The sequence below is a fragment of the Rhodococcus sp. NPDC060086 genome, from assembly GCF_042730275.1.
GTDB lineage: Bacteria > Actinomycetota > Actinomycetes > Mycobacteriales > Mycobacteriaceae > Rhodococcus.
In genome coordinates, this window is the sequence record NZ_JBHWWZ010000016.1 from 41917 (window position 1) to 58237 (window position 16321).

Annotated in this window: 15 protein-coding genes; 7 read left to right on the top strand and 8 right to left on the bottom strand. The window is 66.7% G+C overall.

Annotation, left to right across the window (positions count from 1 at the left end; translation table 11 throughout):
• The first annotated feature begins 54 nt into the window (after window positions 1–54).
• Genes ACFWB0_RS11930 through ACFWB0_RS11940 form a run of 3 tightly spaced genes read left to right on the top strand, consistent with a single transcriptional unit; the run spans window position 55 to window position 3605 of the window.
• Window positions 55–810: an IgiC gene (locus ACFWB0_RS11930; protein WP_378490646.1), complete on the top strand. Its 756-nt coding sequence runs from the start codon at window positions 55–57 to the stop codon at window positions 808–810.
• Between the two features lie 2 nt (window positions 811–812).
• Complete coding sequence (locus ACFWB0_RS11935; RefSeq protein ID WP_378490647.1) at window positions 813–2798, top strand: FAD-dependent oxidoreductase; 1986 nt, start codon at window positions 813–815, stop codon at window positions 2796–2798.
• Window positions 2799–2849: 51 nt separating this feature from the next.
• Complete coding sequence (locus ACFWB0_RS11940; protein ID WP_378490648.1) at window positions 2850–3605, top strand: SDR family NAD(P)-dependent oxidoreductase; 756 nt, start codon at window positions 2850–2852, stop codon at window positions 3603–3605.
• A 99-nt stretch (window positions 3606–3704) separates the two neighbouring features.
• On the opposite strand, the gene ACFWB0_RS11945 is transcribed toward ACFWB0_RS11940, so the two are convergent.
• The 7 genes from ACFWB0_RS11945 to ACFWB0_RS11975 all read right to left on the bottom strand — a co-directional run bounded on the left by ACFWB0_RS11945 (window position 3705) and on the right by ACFWB0_RS11975 (window position 11447).
• Window positions 3705–4310: a response regulator gene (locus ACFWB0_RS11945; protein ID WP_378490649.1), complete on the bottom strand. Its 606-nt coding sequence runs from the start codon at window positions 4308–4310 to the stop codon at window positions 3705–3707.
• Complete coding sequence (locus ACFWB0_RS11950) at window positions 4307–5368, bottom strand: sensor histidine kinase (RefSeq protein ID WP_378490650.1); 1062 nt, start codon at window positions 5366–5368, stop codon at window positions 4307–4309. Before ACFWB0_RS11950 ends, ACFWB0_RS11945 begins: the two co-directional genes overlap by 4 nt.
• Window positions 5369–5453: 85 nt before the next feature.
• Window positions 5454–6215 (bottom strand): ABC transporter permease, encoded by a 762-nt coding sequence (locus ACFWB0_RS11955; protein ID WP_378490651.1) that lies wholly within the window; start codon window positions 6213–6215, stop codon window positions 5454–5456.
• Window positions 6212–7138, bottom strand: coding sequence for an ABC transporter ATP-binding protein (locus tag ACFWB0_RS11960; RefSeq protein WP_378490652.1), 927 nt, complete (start codon window positions 7136–7138; stop codon window positions 6212–6214). Before ACFWB0_RS11960 ends, ACFWB0_RS11955 begins: the two co-directional genes overlap by 4 nt.
• A 69-nt stretch (window positions 7139–7207) precedes the next feature.
• Complete coding sequence (locus ACFWB0_RS11965) at window positions 7208–8380, bottom strand: CaiB/BaiF CoA transferase family protein (RefSeq protein ID WP_378490653.1); 1173 nt, start codon at window positions 8378–8380, stop codon at window positions 7208–7210.
• Entirely contained in the window at window positions 8377–10083 is a 1707-nt protein-coding gene (locus ACFWB0_RS11970; RefSeq protein WP_378490654.1) for an acyl-CoA dehydrogenase family protein, read from the bottom strand. The genes ACFWB0_RS11965 and ACFWB0_RS11970 overlap by 4 nt, the downstream gene beginning before the upstream one ends.
• Before the next feature lie 23 nt (window positions 10084–10106).
• On the bottom strand, window positions 10107–11447 hold the full coding sequence (locus ACFWB0_RS11975) for an MFS transporter (protein WP_378490655.1): 1341 nt from the start codon (window positions 11445–11447) through the stop codon (window positions 10107–10109).
• 137 nt (window positions 11448–11584) lie between these two features.
• Here ACFWB0_RS11975 and ACFWB0_RS11980 point away from each other — a divergent pair, with 137 nt between their 5' ends.
• From ACFWB0_RS11980 to ACFWB0_RS11990, 3 genes are all read left to right on the top strand, one after another.
• A complete protein-coding gene (locus ACFWB0_RS11980) occupies window positions 11585–12541 on the top strand; it encodes a LysR substrate-binding domain-containing protein (protein ID WP_378490656.1) in 957 nt (318 codons plus the stop codon).
• A gap of 9 nt (window positions 12542–12550) precedes the next feature.
• On the top strand, window positions 12551–13330 hold the full coding sequence (locus tag ACFWB0_RS11985) for an enoyl-CoA hydratase (RefSeq protein ID WP_378490657.1): 780 nt from the start codon (window positions 12551–12553) through the stop codon (window positions 13328–13330).
• 93 nt (window positions 13331–13423) lie between these two features.
• Window positions 13424–13966, top strand: coding sequence for a dihydrofolate reductase family protein (locus ACFWB0_RS11990; RefSeq protein ID WP_378490658.1), 543 nt, complete (start codon window positions 13424–13426; stop codon window positions 13964–13966).
• A gap of 28 nt (window positions 13967–13994) precedes the next feature.
• Here the strand turns inward: ACFWB0_RS11990 and ACFWB0_RS11995 are convergent, their stop codons facing one another.
• Window positions 13995–15239: an amidohydrolase gene (locus ACFWB0_RS11995; protein ID WP_378490659.1), complete on the bottom strand. Its 1245-nt coding sequence runs from the start codon at window positions 15237–15239 to the stop codon at window positions 13995–13997.
• 140 nt (window positions 15240–15379) lie between these two features.
• On the opposite strand from ACFWB0_RS11995, the gene ACFWB0_RS12000 reads away from it, so the two are divergent.
• A complete protein-coding gene (locus ACFWB0_RS12000) occupies window positions 15380–16252 on the top strand; it encodes an alpha/beta fold hydrolase (RefSeq protein ID WP_378490660.1) in 873 nt (290 codons plus the stop codon).
• The last annotated feature ends 69 nt before the right edge of the window (window positions 16253–16321 follow it).

Genomic DNA, 16321 nt, shown 5'->3' on the forward strand with positions numbered 1-16321 from the left:
GGAATGGGCGGCGCGTGCGGCAGTCGCCCCTTCGACTACATACGGGAGACCTGGATGACCGACGCATTGGGCTTCAGACTCAAACTCGGAGTGGTCACCCCCTCGGTGAACACCATCGTCCAACCCGAATACGACGACATGCGACCCCACGGCGTCACCAACCACATCGGACGTATCCACATCCCCGACCGCGTCACCACCACCGACGACGACTTCGAACATCTCGTCCGCGACATCGACCGCGGGGTCGACGACGCCGTCGAACGGGTCCTGACCTGCAGGCCCGACTGCGTCGTCCTCGGCGTGTCGATCGAATCGGTCTACGGCGACCCGAAGGCAGGCGAGGCGATCCAGCAGCGCCTCCGCGACAAGTTCGGCGACGATCTGCGCCTCGTCCACGCCGGGGAAGCAATCCCCACCGCGTTGCGCGCCGTCGGGGTCGACGACGGGCCGATCGCACTGCTCACCCCCTATCAACCGGTGTCCGAAGCCCACCTGAAGACCTTCGTCGAAGCCTGCGGATACCAGCTGCACGACGCCATCCACCTGCGCGCGCCCAGCGCGGTGGGGATCGCGCACATCACTCGGGACACCGTCGAACGCGGATTCGCCGACCTCGCCGCGACCCGCCCCCGCGCGATCGTCCAGTTCGGTGCCAACATGTGTGCCGGGCGCATCGCCGCCGAGGCCGAGCAGCGACTCGGCCTCCCCGTCATCGCAGTGAACACCGCGACGTACTGGCATGCGCTGCGCAGCAACGGGATCACGGATCGTGTCGAGGGGTACGGGCAGTTACTGGAGCGGCACTGACCATGCACGCCTACCCCACGCTGTTCTCACCGATCGCGCTCGGGCCACGCACGGCCCGCAACCGCATCTGGATGACGGCCCACGCCACCGAGTTCTCCACCGACGGCACCTTCGCCGACGCGAGCGCCGACTACTACGCCGCCCGCGCCCGCGGCGGTGTCGGTGTGATCACCATGGAAGCGATGGCGGTGCACCCGACCACCCAGCCGCGACGCGGGGTGATCCACGCCTACGACGAGGCCGTCGTCGACAGTTACCGGAAGGTGGCCGATGCGGTCCGGCCGCACGGAACACTGCTGCTGGCGCAACTCTGGCATCGGGGACGGCAGACCGACGGCATCATCTCGCGGCTCCCGACGTGGGCGCCGAGCGCGCTACCCGACACCGTCTACCGCGAGATCCCACACGAGATGACCCACCGCGAGATCGATGAACTGGTGGAGCATTACGCGCGGTCCGCGCGTTATGCGATCGACGGCGGCGTCGACGGGATCGAAGTGCACGGCCTCGCCCACGGTTACCTACTGGGCCAATTCCTCTCGCCGGCAACCAATCACCGCGTCGACGAGTACGGGGGTTCGTTCGAGAACCGCATCCGGATCGTGCGACGGATCGTCGAGCAGGTCCGTCAGGTTGTTCCGCAGGATCGGATTCTCGGAGTCCGGCTGAACAGCGACGACGGCACTTTGCCGGGCGGTCTGACCAATGCCGATTGGGTCCGGATCGCAGAAGTGATCGACCGTGACGGCATCGACTACATCTCGACCAGCCAGGGCACCTATCTGGATCGGATGCAGATCTACGGGACGTCGACGGCGCGCCCCGCCGGATACGAACTCGCCGACACCGCCGCGATCACCCGGGCGGTCTCCGTGCCGGTGATGGCCGTCGGGCGCATCACCACCCCCGAGATGGCCGAAGACGTTCTCGTCTCCGGCAAGGCACAGTTCGTCGGCATGGCACGTCAACTCATCGCCGACCCGATGTGGCCGGAGAAGGCGCAGCGGGGCGAACCCGATTCGATCCGTCCGTGTATCGGATCGAACTGGTGCGTCGCGTCGTTCGCACGCGGTCCGCTCTCGTGTATCCACAATCCGAAGGTGGGTCGCGAGAAGGAGTTCGACGGCGACGACACCAGGACGCGAGTGCGCCGCACCGTCGCGGTCGTGGGCGGTGGCCCAGCAGGATTGCGCGCCGTCCTGACGGCCCACGAATTGGGCCATGTGGTCACACTTTTCGAACAGGATTCGACGCTGGGCGGGCAGGTTCGCTGGATCACCGCGGCCGAGCCGTATCGCGAATGGTCGGGCGTCACCGACTGGCTTGCCACACAACTCGCCGAGGCCGGCGTCAAGATCGAGCTCGGCCACCGCGTCACGGCGGAGGAGCTCGCGGGCAGGTTCGAGGCCGCGGTGATCGCAACCGGCTCGACACCGCTGCGGCACGGGTGGACCGCTCGCCGACCCGATCTGTGGGGCGGCGGTTCCCTGCCCGGCACCGACCAGTGGAACGTGTACACGCCGGAGGAGGTGCTCAGTGGTCGCGCCGAGCTACCCCACCGCATCCTCATCGTCGACGACACCGGCGACCGGCAGGCCTTCATCACCGCCGAGTACCTACTGGCGCGGCGACACCCGGTGCACATCGTGTCGCAGTATCCGCAGCTCGGACACGCATTCGCCGACGCCCACGACCTCCCCTTCGCCTTCGGCCGGTTGCGGCGCGCCGGGGCGACGTTCACACCCCACGTGGAGGTCGCGGCGATCGACGGCGACACCGTCACTCTCACCGACGTGTTCACCTCCGAGACCTCGACGCTCACCGACGTCGACGCGGTCGTGCTGGTCCTCGGCAATGCCGCCGACGATCAGTTGGCCCGCGATCTCGAGGGCAGCGGCATCGACGTTCATCTTGTCGGCGACGCGCACGCACCGCGGCGGATCTTCAACGCGATCTGGGAGGGAGAGAACGCCGCCCGGAGACTCTGATCGTCTTGCTACATCACTGGATTCACACGAGAACTTAGCGAAGGTTGGAACATGACTGCTTCACAGAAACCCCGCACAGCCATCGTCACCGGCGGAGGCTCCGGCATCGGCCTCGCCATCGGTCGCCGACTCGCCGCCGACGGCAACGCGGTGGCGCTGTTCGACCGCGATGGAGACAGCGCGAAAGCCGCTGCCGCGCAGATCGAATCCGAGGGCGGCACCGCCATCGGTGTCCCGGTCGACGTGACCGACCGCGCCGCCATCGACGCCGGCATCGACGAGGTGAAGACCCGGCTGGGGATCCCGCAGATTCTCGTCAACAGTGCCGGTGTCACCATCGCAGGCCCGGCCCTCGAGGTCACCCGCCAGGTGTGGGACACCGTGCACGCCGTCAACCTCACCGGTACTTTCGACTGCTGCCAGGCCGTCCTGCCGCACATGATCCACTCCGGGTGGGGCCGGATCGTGAACATCTCCTCGTCGAGCGCACACAGCGGTGTCGCGGGGATGTCGGCGTACGTGTCGTCGAAGTCGGCAGTGATCGGACTGACGAAGTCGCTGGCACTCGAGTTCTCGAAGCACGGCATCACCGTCAACACGATTCCCCCGGGATTCATCGACACCCCGATGATGCGCGACCACGCGAGTCAAGGCCTGATCTCGATCGAAGACCAGATCGCGCGCACCCCGGTGGGGCGTGTCGGGACGGCGGACGACATCGCGGCCACCACCTCGTTCCTCGTGAGCGACGGCGCGAGCTACATCACCGGGCAGGTCATCGGCGTCAACGGTGGCCGCAACACGTAGTGGGCGTAGCCCCCTCCCCGTGGAGTGAGCGAATGTATCATTCATCCTCGTGATCGAGCCGAATGTGCCATTCGCTCAGTTCAAGTGGGGTGAGCAGGCTCAAATCCACCCGTTCTGCTGAGCACGCCGTGCCGCCTCGACCCTCGTCGTCGTCCCCGTCTTCCCGATCGCCGACGACAGATAGTTGCGTACCGTCCCCTGCGACAGGTGCACTGCGCTCGCGATGGCGGCGACGGGCACACCGTCCAATGCCGCGCGCAGCACGTCGCGTTCCCGGTCGGTGAGGGGATTGTTGCCGCCTGCGATGGATTCTGCTGCCAGGGCCGGATCCACGACACGTTCGCCTCGCCGAACTCGCCTCACCGCTTCGGCGAGTTCGGTGGCGGGAGTGTCTTTGACGACGAACCCCGACGCGCCCGCTTCGAGCGCGGAGCGCAGGTAGCCGGGTCGACCGAAGGTGGTGACGATCAGCGACCGCACGCCGGGGAGTTCGCGGGCGAGTTGCCCGGCGACGGCGATACCGTCGAGTCCGGGCATTTCGATGTCGAGCAGGCACACCTCGGCGTTGCTCGACCGTGCCGCGTCGAGCACCTCGTCTCCCCTGCCCACTTCGGCGACGACGTCGATGTCGCCTTCGAGGCCGAGCAATGCCACCAACGCACCGCGGACGAGTGCCTGGTCGTCGGCCAGCAACACGCGAATCATCCGAACACCACTTTCAGTTCTGTGCCCGTCCCGTCGGGTCCTGCGCCGACCGCGAATTTTCCTCCGGCCGACCGGACGCGGTCTCGCAGACCTCGCAGGCCGTTGCCGTCACGGTTGCCCTCGGTGCCCACGCCTTCGGTGCCCACGCTTTCGATGCCCACGCCGTCGTCGACGACGCTCAACGATGTTCCGCCGAGGTCGATCACGCAGGTGCGGGCGTTGCTGTGCCTGACCACGTTGGTGACCGCTTCCCGCAGCACCCAGCCGAGGACGAGCCGGTATCGGGGGTCGACGATCGATGCGTCGCCGCGCTGGTCGACGTCGATTCCGGCGTCGTCGAGGGCAGTGTGGGCGCGGTCGAGTTCGTCGGCAAGCCGCGCGACACGCAGCCCGGTGACGGTGGCCCGCACTTCACCGAGCGCCTCACGGGTGAGCGAGCGGATCGCGGCGAGTTCGGCCTTCGCGCGCTCCGGGTCGACGTCGATGAGACGTTCGGCGAGTTCGGCTTTGACGGTGACCGCGGTGAGGCTGTGTCCGAGGACGTCGTGGACGTCGCGGGCGACACGGTCGCGTTCGTCGGCGATCACGAGTTCGTTGCGCAGTGCGGTGTATTCGTCGTCGCGGTCGCCCACGGCGCGGATCACCGCGGTGATCGCCCCGACCATCACCACGATCAGGATGTAGAAGAAGTCGTCCCGGAGGGTGCCGTTCAGCCACGGGACCAGCAGACATGCGCCGGCGGCCACGACGAAAACCACCATTCTGGGCACCAACGTCAGGGTGAACATCGCGAACGACACCACGAACGCGCCCATGCCCAGTACGTCGGGCCCGATGTGCAGGCCCACCAAGCAGACCAGGAGAACCAGCAGCGGCAGGTGGATCACGGCGATCCGCGACGGGGTGGCCCGCCCCTTGTAGAGCCAACGGAACCCGTGGATGTAGACGACAGCGAACACGACGATGCCCACCGCCCCGAAGGTCTTGCCGAGCGCCGAGCCCGTGGTCAGGACCTCTACCAGCGGGTAAACCAGAAAGACGAGCCAGACGGCTGCCATGAACCATCCGAATCGGCTCCACGGGTCTTCCGCTCTCTGGTCTATCACCGCCATCCCCCTGTTCCTGCCGGCCCCGGCACCCCTGTCACTGCCGACCCCGTCCTCGCTTCACGAGGTATGTCGAGAGAACTACGAAGATCACTGCCCACACCGACAAGTTGAGCACAGGAACCCACAGCGGTTCGGCAGGTAGAGCGTTGCCGTTGCTGTCGATCAGGACACCTTCGGTGAGCGGATACCGCGCCAGCGACACGTAGCCGTAGAGCGGGGTGAACTTCGCGATGGTGAGCATGACGCCCGACAACGGGATGAAGATGTTGCCCAGGAACGCGAGGACGACGAGGCTGCCGCTCGCGGCACCGACAGCGGCCTCGGACCGGAATGCGAGTCCGAACATGAGCCCGTACACGGAGAACACTGCCGCACCGACGAGCACTGCGATCGAACTCAGAATCCACGCGCTCCACTCCCCCGAGGCGCCCGTGAGCACACCCAGGATGAAGATCAGTGCAATGGGGATCGCGGCGAACACGAGCGCGACGGTGGCCTTCATCGCGACGAACCCGGCGTCGGTCAGGGGTGTCAGGCCGAGTTGACGTCCCCATCCCTGCATACGTTCGACGGCTGCCATCCCGCCGATGCCGGTGGTTGCGGTGACGGCGCCGTACGCGGCCATCGAGATCATGATGTACATCGCGACGTTGCCGTGACCGGCCGATTCCAACTTGTACGACTGTGACGCGCCGAAGATGAGGTAGAAGAAGGCGGGAAGAATCGCGATGAAGAAGACGCTCACATAGTCGCGGAAGTGGCGGCGCAGTTCGAGGCGGATGAATGTGGTGGTCATGCCGGCACCTTCTCGGTGAGTGCGAGGAACGCGGTTTCCAATGATCCACTGGCGATTTCGAGGTTGGTGGCGCCGAGATCGACGAGGAGCGTGCGGGCCACGTCGTCGGAGGCGGTTGCCCGGATCTCGATCCGGTTGCCCATCACGGAGATGTCGGCGACACCGGGGTGCGACGCCAGTACCGCGCGCACGTCGTCTTCGCGTCCGTGGGTGATGTCGGCGGAGACGATGCGGCCGGTGGCGAGCGCGCGGATCTCGGAGGTGGGGCCGTCGGCGACGACGCGTCCCTGCGCGACCATGACGATGCGGTCGGCGAACGAATCGGCTTCTTCGAGGTAGTGGGTGGCGAAGACGACGGTGCGCCCTTCGTCGGCTTCGGCGTGCATCGTCGTCCAGAAGTCGCGGCGGGCGCCGACGTCCATCCCCGCGGTCGGTTCGTCGAGGATGATCAGGTCGGGATCGGGAAGCAGGGCGAGAGCGAAGCGCAGTCGCTGCTGTTCGCCACCAGAGCATTTCGACACCATCCGACCCGCGATGTCGGTGATTCCGGCCCGTTCGAGGACCTCGTCGAGGTCGCGGTGTTCGGGGAAGGTCGATGCGATCATCTGCACGGTCTCGCGGACGGTGAGGTCGCGCAGCAGACCACCGGTCTGCAGCACCGCAGACACCTGGCCTGCGGCGATGGCGTACCTTGGCGGCTTGCCGAATATCGACACCACCCCGGCGGTGGGTTCGGTGAAGCCCAGCACCATATCGAGGGTGGTGGTCTTGCCTGCGCCGTTGGGGCCGAGCAGCGCGACGACTTCGCCGCGCTGCACGGTCAGGTCGAGGTGGTCGACGGCGCGCACTTCGTCGCTGCCTCGGGGCCGGAAAGTCTTGACGACGTCGTGCAGCTCGATGGCTGCGACCTCTGTGTGTTCCATGATGGGAAGTCTTGTGGTTCACGAGGCGCGCCGCGATCCCCGGCTGTCACAAGATCACCATGACAAATGTCAGACGGAGACGGCGCGGTACTTCTCCAGCACGTCGTCGGTGTGCTCGCCGTGCGCCGGTGGCGCCGAGCGCAGCCTGGGTCGCACTCCGCCGAAGTTGACGGGGAACGCAATCTGCTCGAGCGGACCTGACGCGTGGTCGACGGTGCCGATCATGCCGATCGCGGCGGTGTGCGGGTCGTCGTAGATCTCGTCGAGGTTCCGGATCGGCGACACGGGCACGGCATGCTCCTCGAGCACCCGGCACCAGTATTCGACGGTGTTCGCGGCGAATACCTCGGTGAGCACCTGCTCGAGATCGTCACGGTGCTCGATGCGGTCGCGGTTGCGGAGGAACCGCGGGTCGGTCGCGAGTTCGGCGCGACCCATCGCCGTGCACAGGTCGTCCCACAGAGAATCGTTCCCGACTGCGACGACGAAGTAGCCGTCGCTCGCGGGATAAGCCTGGTACGGCGCGAGATTCGGGTGTGCGGACCCCATCGCATGCGGGCGTTGACGCGTCGCGAAAAAATTGGTCGCCCAGTTCACGTGCATCGCGAGCTGGCATTCGAACAGCGACGTGGTGACGTACTGGCCGCGACCGGTACGGCCGCGTTCGACCAGCGCCGCGAGCACACCGATCACACCGAACAGCGCCGCACCGAGGTCACCCATCGCGTAACCGGACTTCATGGGCGCGCCGCCGGGTTCACCGGTCAGCGACATCAACCCGCCCGCAGCCTGGGCCACCATGTCGTAGCCCGGCTGGTCGGACAGGGGTCCCTCGTCGCCGAACGCGGAGATGTGCAGGACGACGAGGTGCGGGTGCCGTTCCGACAGTGCGCGGTAGTCGAAGATCTTCTGCAGTCCGCTGCCCGGCTTGAAGTTCTCGACGACGACGTCGGCGTCCTCGAGCATGCGGTGGACGATCCGCTGACCTTCCTCGGATTTCAGGTCGAGGGTAACCGACTTCTTGCCGCGGTTGACGGCGAGATAGTAGGTGGCGTCGTCGCCGACGAAGGGCGGGCCCCACATCCGCGTCGGGTCGCCGCCTTCGGGGTGCTCGACCTTGGTGACGTCGGCCCCGAGGTCGGCGAACGACATCGTCGCGTACGGCCCGGCGAGGATCTTCGACAGATCCACCACCTTGACGCCGGCGAGCGGGGCCGGTCCGGTGGTCGGGTTCTCGGTCATTGCAGGACTCCTGCCAGTGCGTCCGGTGCCGCAGCGCGCGCGACGGACGGGTCGATGTCGGTGCCGTCGACGACGGCACCGAGATATGCGAGCGCAACGGCGTTCGGTTCGCCGCGGAGCCCGGTGAGATAGGCGTTGGCGACGAGCAGCGACCGGTGCCCCCGACCGTGCTCGGCGCTGTGCGACGCGAGGTCGACGAGCAGCGTGGCCATCACGGTCCGCGCCAGATCATCAGCGTAAGTGGCACACAAGGTTTGGGCGCGCACGTCGTCGCCGGCGAGAAGTTCCTCACCCCGCGCTTCGAGCGCATCCCAGCGATCGCGCAGCGCTGCGACGGCCGGCGCGCACTCCGACGACGCCGCGTCGAGCAGCGCGCGCTGCGCCGCGGCAAGGGCACGATGCGCGCCGCTCTTGCGCATGGACCGCAGGACGTCGAGAGCAATGACGTTGCTCGAGCCCTCCCAGATGGAACCGAGGTGCGAGTCGCGGACGAGACGTGCGAACGCCCAGTCCTCGATGTAGCCGCACCCACCGCGCACTTCCATCGCCTCGCCGGTGACGGTTCGCGCTCGCTTGCAGATGTAATGCTTTGCGACGGGGGTGAGGATCCGGACGACGGCCTTGGCCTGCTCGTCGCCGTGGTCGGCGAGGTCGAGGGTGGCGCCGGCGTAGGCGACGACGGCGAGGGCGCCCTCGGCGTCGAGCAGCAGCGGCAGCAGGGTGGCACGCATGAGTGGCTGGTCGAACAGAGGCGTGCCGAACACCTCTCGATCGCGGGTGTGCGCGACCGCGTCGCGGACGGCGCGGCGCATCAGGGCGCTCGAGCGCATTGCGTTGGACAGACGGGACGTGTTGAGCATCTCGGTCATCTGCCGGAACCCGCGGTCGAGGTCGCCTACCTGCAGCGCGTACGCGCCGTCGAGGGTGACCTCGCCGCTGGGCATCGAGCGGGTGCCGAGCTTGTCCTTGAGCCGGTCGATCGTGTACGAGTTGCGGCTACCGTCGGGAAGGTGCTTGGGCAGCATGAACATTCCGACTCCGCGCGTGGAGTTCTCCGGGCCGTCGGGGAATCGGGCGAGGGTGACGATGACGTCGGCGTCCGGGTTGGAGGTGAACCATTTGTGTCCGGTCAACCGCCATGCGGTGCCGTCGAATTCGGCTCGGGTCTCGGTCTTGGCGATGTCGGTGCCGGCCTGGGTCTCCGTCATGAACATCGCGCCGGTCAGCGACGTGTCGACGTCGGTGGACGTCAGTCCGTCGACGAACGGGCCGAACACATCGGGGTCGCCGAACATGCGCAGCGTGCGGGCAGCGGCGTCGGTCATCGACACCGGGCATGCGAGCCCGAACTCCGCCTGCACGAACAGGTATGACGCGAGGTACTTGACGAGATGCGGCGGTACGTCGGTCCAGCCGTGGACCGGGCGGTGCGACAGGGCGGAGAGTCCGTATTCGGAGTATGCGGCGCGGCACAGTTCCACATAGGCGGGGTGGTAGTCGATGGTGTCGATGCGATTGCCGTCGCGGTCGTACTGGCGCAGCGTCGGCGGGTTCGCGTTCGCCGTGGCGGCGAGTGCGTCGAGTCTTTGTGCGGCGTCGGCGCCGAGGCGGTCGAGCAGACGGTCGGTCAGTGCCCGGTCGGAGTCGTCGATCCACCGATCGACCACCGACCGGAGGGCGGGATCCTCGTGTGCGTAGTTCATCAGCGTCCTTTCGAAGGTGGTTCTCAGTGCGCGACAGCGGAGGTGCGCGATGGCGCAGGGTCGGCCTCGGTATCGGAGCGGGTGGCCGACCGGCGCAACAGCGCCGTCATGCAGATCATCGAGAGCAGGACGTATCCGAGTCCGAGTCCGACGACCGGCCAGATCGAGCCGGTGCGGCTGAGCAGGAACTGACTGACCATCGGAGCGGTACCCGCGAAGAGCGCCGTCGACAGCTGGTACGACAGTGAGATGCCCGTGTAACGGATGTGGGTGGGGAACACCTGCGCGAGGATGCCTGCCAGCGCCGCGTAGTACATCGCGTGCGGAGCCGTCGCGAGGACCATGCCGATGATCGCCCAGGTGAGCGAACCGGTTTGGATGAGCACGAACATCAGCGGCAGGACGACCAGTTCGGGGATCAGCATCCACAGCACTGCCCGACGCACGTCGATCCTGGTTGCGAGGATCGCACCGAACGGCTGCACGATCACCTGCGCAACGAGCGCGATGGTGATGACGAGCAGGAAGTCGCCCCGGTCGAATCCGAGATCCGTCGTGGCCCAGGAGAGTGCGAAGGTCGTCTTGACGTAGGTGATGGCGACACCCGCGACGACCGCGCCCACTCCGAGGATCATCGGAAGCTTGTGGAACCGGAACACTTCCGCGAGCGGGACGCGCTTCTTCTCCTGAGATGCCGCTGCCACCTGCATCTCGGGCGTCTCCTCGATCCGCAGCCGAATGTAGAGGGCCACGATGACCAGCGCGGCGGACGCCACGAACGGGATGCGCCAGCCCCATCCTTCGAAGGCCGCGTCGGACATCGCGGTCAACCCCAGGAACGCCACCGTCGCAAGGAGGTTCCCGACCGGCGACCCTTGCTGCGCAAAGGCTCCGTAGAGAATCTTCTTACGCGGCGGGGCGAATTCCGTGGCGATGAGGACGGCGCCTCCCCACTCGCCGCCCATCGCGATACCCTGCAGCACTCGCAGCAGGACGAGAAGGATGGGCGCCCAGATACCGATCTGGCTGTAGGTCGGCAGCAGGCCCACACCGACGGTTCCGATGCCCATGATCGCGAGGGTGGTGATGACCGCGTTCTTACGCCCGAACTTGTCGCCGAAGTGACCGAAGATGACGCCGCCGAGCGGTCGGGCGATGAACCCGACTGCGAAGGTCGCGAAGGCGGCGAGTGTGCCGACCGCGGGAGAAACCTGAGGGAAGAACAGGGCGCCCAGCACCAGCGCGGAGGCCGTGCCGTAGATGTAGAAGTCGAACCACTCGATGGTGGTGCCGACGAAGGCGGTGACACCGGCGCGGCGCGCGGCCTTGGTGTCGTGCGCGACGGGCTCTGGGGGTGGGTTCACGATGCACTCCGGGGGCGTGTCGTGCGGGCCGAGTCCGCAGATGAATGAGGCATGTATCACTATCGCGGTCACTACCGTGTAATGTCCAAGACCTAATCAGACATGATTATGTGGATAATTCACTGAGTTGGGGCGATATGGAATTTCGTCAGATACAGGCATTCCTCGCGGTGGCCGAGGAACTGCATTTCGGCCGCGCTGCGGAACGTCTGCACATCGCACAGTCGCCGCTCAGCCAGATGATCCGCGCCCTCGAACGAGAACTGGGCGCACAGTTGTTCGCGCGCACCACCAGATCAGTGCAGCTCACCGCAGCAGGGACGGCACTACTCGCTCCCGCACGGGTGATCGCAGCGCAGATCGATGTCGCGCGCACTGTGGTGCGCTCGACCGCTGCCGGTGAAACCGGCGTGGTCAGCGTCGGCTTCGGAGGCGCGAGCGGCTACGCCGTCCTGTCCGAACTGACCCGCGCGCTCGCCGATCGCCATCCCGGGATCGAATTGGACCTGCGGCCACAGACGTATTCGGGCAGGGTCCGCGACTCCGTCTCACGCGGGCTGCTCGACATGGGCATCGTGGGTCTCCCCGTCACCGACGAGTTCGACACCGAGACGGTGCGTCACGAGTCGCTCCTGGTCGCGGTGCCGGCAGGGCATCGCTTTGCACACCGTGATTCGCTCGATCCCGCAGATCTCGCAGGCGAACGCCTGGTCATCTACCCCGCTGCGCACGGCTCGATCGTGCGCGACGCAACCTTCACCGTGTGCGCATCGGCAGGGTTCGCGCCGGTGATCGCGCGTGAAGCCCCCGACCCCTACAGCCTCCTCGCCCTCGTCGGCGCGGGTGTCGGAATAGCGGTGGTTGTCGCGTCGACCGCGCACATCACCGTGGACGGCGTGCAGTACATCCCGCTCGACGGCGGCCCGGTCCTCCCGATCGCCCTCGCGTGGCGACGCGACAACCCCGCACCCGCAGTCCACCGGGTACTGGAGGTGCTCCGCGAGCTGCCCGGCCCCGATGGCGCCGCACGCCGCGAGTCGGGTAGACAGAGTGCGGACCACACCGGAGAACACACTCCGACCCGAGAACACTGAGGAGAATTCGTGACGGAATCGATCCTGCTCGTCGAACAGCGTGGACCCGTCCGGATTCTCACGTTCAACCGCCCGCAGCAGCGCAACGCACTCAGCTCGGCCCTCATCGACACACTTCGCACCGAGCTCGCCGCTGCGGACGCCGACGAGCAGACCAGCGTCGTGATCCTCACCGGCTCCGACCCGGCCTTCTGCGCGGGCCTCGATCTGCAGGAACTCGGATCGGGTGGCAACACCCTCCTGAAGGTCGAGGACGAGAGCATTCCCGCCGGACATCCGTGGCTGCCGCTGTCGAAACCGATCATCGGCGCGATCAACGGCGCCGCGATCACCGGCGGCCTCGAACTCGCACTCGCGTGCGACATCCTCATCGCCTCGGAGCGAGCACGATTCGCCGACACTCACGCCCGTGTCGGTGTACTCCCCGGGTGGGGCCTCACGTCGCGCCTGCCCGCAGCGGTGGGACGCGGGTTCGCGCGACGGATGAGCTTGTCGGGGAACTTCGTCGATGCCGAAGAGGCACTGCGGACCGGGCTGGTCACCGAGGTCGTCGAGCACGACGCCCTCATGAACGCTGCACTCGCGCTTGCGGAGACGATCGCCGGCAACGATCAACCCGGTGTGCGCACACTGCTCGCGTCGTACCGTCGGGCGGAGGAGCACGTCGTCGACCCGGCCCTGCAGGCCGAGAAGCAGACGTCGCGGGCGTGGCTGGAGACGTTCACACCCGACCGGGTCGCGGATCGGCGTGCGGACGTGATCGGGCGGGGCCGCGCACAGAACGCGTAGGTTGCCGGTCGATGACCGCGCATCCGGAAACGATGATTTCCACCCGTTCCTGAAGTCGATACTGGCACAAGGTCCACTCGACGAAGGAGAACCATGGCCAAGGTGTTGTACTCGGCGACGATGTCGCTGGACGGTTTCATCGCCGGACCGGGCGGCGACATGTCGTGGATGAAACCGTTCTTCGAACCCGACGAGGAGACCGACGAACTCGCGGCCGATATCGGTGCGCTGCTGGTCGGCAATCGCACCCACCGAGGGGACGACCCCAACCGCGGAACCCAGAACGAGGGCGCCTTCGGCGGGACGTGGGACGGCCCCTATTTCCTGCTCACCCACCATCCGGCCCCGAGCACGCCGGAGCCGGGAGTGACCGTCGTCCACGATCTCGAGTCCGGACTCGCAGCCGCCAAGGCCGCGGCCGGCGACAAGTACGTCGGCATACTCGGCGCCGACGTCGCACGCCAATGTCTCGAGATCGGCGCACTCGACGAGGTGATGGCGAACATCGTGCCGATCTTCCTCGGCGACGGCACACCCCTGTTCTCCTATCCCGGCGGCAAGCAGGTGCGGCTCGAGCAGACGAAGGTGTCGCACGCTCGGACGTGGACGAGCATCTGGGCGAGGGTCGTCCGCTAGCTCTGTTCGTCGAACCGGCGCCAATCCGCTACGCCGTCGGCAACCAGGTTCGTGCTGCGGTGACCAATGCCGTGACCCCGATCGTCATCGTCGGTTCGATGACCGGCGCATAGTGCGGCGAGTGATTCGAAGGCACCTTCAGCAGCGCAGGATCCGTCATGTCGCCCGTGGTGAACACCGAAGGATCCGCGCCTCCGAGCAGCCAATATGCCAGGGGCGCACCAGCACTCGTGGCGAGGACTCCGACGTCCTCACTGCCTGCACCCGCTCCGGGATCGAGGATCTTGTCCTCCCCCAACCACGTGGCGAACGCCTCCAGAGTCTTGCCCAACGCGGAGGGATCGTTCGTGACCACCGGGAAACGTTCGATCGAGGTGATTTCGGGTTCTTCCGGGGCGCCTGCCGTCGCAGCCTCACCTCGAACAATGCGATCGACGCTGTCGAGGATCTTCTGCCGTATCTTCGCGTCGTAGCTGCGGATGTTCAGCTGCAGCACGACCTCACCGGGAATGACGTTGGCCGCATCACCCGCGTGAATGGAACCGACCGTGAGCACCGCGGTCGCCGTGCTCGGGATCTCGCGCGAGATGATCGTCTGCAGACGCAATACGACCTCGGCCGCAATGACGATCGGGTCGATGGATGCTTCCGGCATCGACCCGTGCGCACCTCGGCCGATCACACGCACGCGCAGCGAGTCCGACCCCGCATACGAGAGACCGGGATGTCCGGCGATCTTGCCTGCCGGAAGCGGCGCCACATGCTGACCGAGCACCACATCCGGTTTGGGGAACCTGTCGAACAGCCCGTCGTCGACCATGGCTTGGGCTCCCGCACCCAACTCTTCGGCCGGTTGGAAGACGAGGAGCAGTGTGCCCGACCAACTCGCAGTATCAGTGGAGAGAATCTGCGCTGCGCCGAGCAGGCACGTCATGTGCATGTCGTGACCGCACGCGTGCGCCACCGGCTTCGTCTCGCCGTGTTCGTCCACGGCGGTAGCGGTACTGGCGTAGTCGAGGCCGGTGTCCTCCTTGACAGGGAGGGCATCCATGTCGGCGCGAAGCAATGCGGTCGGTCCGGCGCCATTCTTCAACACCCCGACCACTCCGGTCTTCCCGACACCGGTGGTGACCTCGAACCCGAGAGCATTCAATCGCTCGGCCACGATGGCAGAGGTGCGATGTTCCTGGAATCCGAGTTCCGGATGTCTGTGAAGGTCCTTGTACAGATCGATCAGCGCCGGATCGATTTCCACCTTGGCGGATCTGGTCACAAGCTCGTCCCTTCCGATGCGGAACACTGGGGGTCCTTGTCGAGTATCTACGGGATCGGCCATCGGCGGGCCGATACCCGCGATCGGGCAATCTCGGACCTGACCGATGAGTTCTGTCGTCGACCCCGGTCTGTCACGGCATGACCACAATCGATCGCCCCGTCACCACCGCCACCCTGGACGTTCCCGGCGCCACCCTCACCTACGACATCCGCGGCTCCCTGAAGTCCGGCACCCCACTGCTGATCGTGGGGTCGCCGATGGATGCGGGAGGATTCGCAGCGCTCGCGGCGCAGTTCGTCGACCGCCCCGTCGTCACCTACGACCCTCGCGGCGTGATGCGCAGCCCCCGCGACACCCCCGGCCTTTCGACGCCCGACCTCCACGCCGACGACCTGCACCGCCTCATCGAGGCACTCGGCGTCGGCCCGGTCGACCTGTTCGGCAGCAGCGGCGGCGCGGTGAACAGCCTCGCGTTGGTCGCGAAACATCCCGAGCAGGTCCGGACACTGATCGCGCACGAACCGCCCACCTGCCCGCTGCTGCCCGACTCCGCAGTCATCAAGGCGGTGGTCGACGACATCGACGCCACCTACCAGCGCAGCGGCATGGGTCCAGCGATGGCGAAGTTCATCATGATGCTGACGCAGACGGAGCCGCTGGAGCCCTCCTACCTCGCCGTGCCCGCGCCCGACCCGTCGATGTTCGGGATGCCCACCGAGGACGACGGCACCCGCGACGACGCCCTGCTCAGCCAGAACCTGCAGTCCTGTACCGGATACGAACCCGACTTCGACGCCCTCGCAAAGGCGTCGACCCGCGTCGTGATCGGGGCGGGCACGGAGTCGACGGGTGAGGTCTCCGCTCGCGCGGCAGCGGAGGTCGCGAAGCGACTCGGCGTCGAACTCACGATGTTCCCCGGCGGGCACGCCGGGTTCACCGGCGACGGATACGGCGTGCCCGGCGACCCGGAGGGCTTCGCGGCGGTGCTGCGCACAGTGTTGGCTCGCTGAGGTCTGCACACCTGATGTGAGGTTCGCACACCCGTTTGCCGACCACAGGGTGTGCGAACCTCACATTTG

Bases quoted from the DNA above. Each gene is read 5' to 3' on its own strand.
- ACFWB0_RS11960 (WP_378490652.1), bottom strand. From the start codon at position 7,138: ATGGAACACACAGAGGTCGCAGCCATCGAGCTGCACGACGTCGTCAAG.
- ACFWB0_RS11990 (WP_378490658.1), top strand. From the start codon at position 13,424: ATGGCCAAGGTGTTGTACTCGGCGACGATGTCGCTGGACGGTTTCATC.
- ACFWB0_RS11970 (WP_378490654.1), bottom strand. From the start codon at position 10,083: ATGAACTACGCACACGAGGATCCCGCCCTCCGGTCGGTGGTCGATCGG.
- ACFWB0_RS11955 (WP_378490651.1), bottom strand. From the start codon at position 6,215: ATGACCACCACATTCATCCGCCTCGAACTGCGCCGCCACTTCCGCGAC.
- ACFWB0_RS11930 (WP_378490646.1), top strand. From the start codon at position 55: ATGACCGACGCATTGGGCTTCAGACTCAAACTCGGAGTGGTCACCCCC.
- ACFWB0_RS11965 (WP_378490653.1), bottom strand. From the start codon at position 8,380: ATGACCGAGAACCCGACCACCGGACCGGCCCCGCTCGCCGGCGTCAAG.
- ACFWB0_RS12000 (WP_378490660.1), top strand. From the start codon at position 15,380: ATGACCACAATCGATCGCCCCGTCACCACCGCCACCCTGGACGTTCCC.
- ACFWB0_RS11945 (WP_378490649.1), bottom strand. From the start codon at position 4,310: ATGATTCGCGTGTTGCTGGCCGACGACCAGGCACTCGTCCGCGGTGCG.
- ACFWB0_RS11940 (WP_378490648.1), top strand. From the start codon at position 2,850: ATGACTGCTTCACAGAAACCCCGCACAGCCATCGTCACCGGCGGAGGC.
- ACFWB0_RS11935 (WP_378490647.1), top strand. From the start codon at position 813: ATGCACGCCTACCCCACGCTGTTCTCACCGATCGCGCTCGGGCCACGC.
- ACFWB0_RS11980 (WP_378490656.1), top strand. From the start codon at position 11,585: ATGGAATTTCGTCAGATACAGGCATTCCTCGCGGTGGCCGAGGAACTG.
- ACFWB0_RS11950 (WP_378490650.1), bottom strand. From the start codon at position 5,368: ATGGCAGCCGTCTGGCTCGTCTTTCTGGTTTACCCGCTGGTAGAGGTC.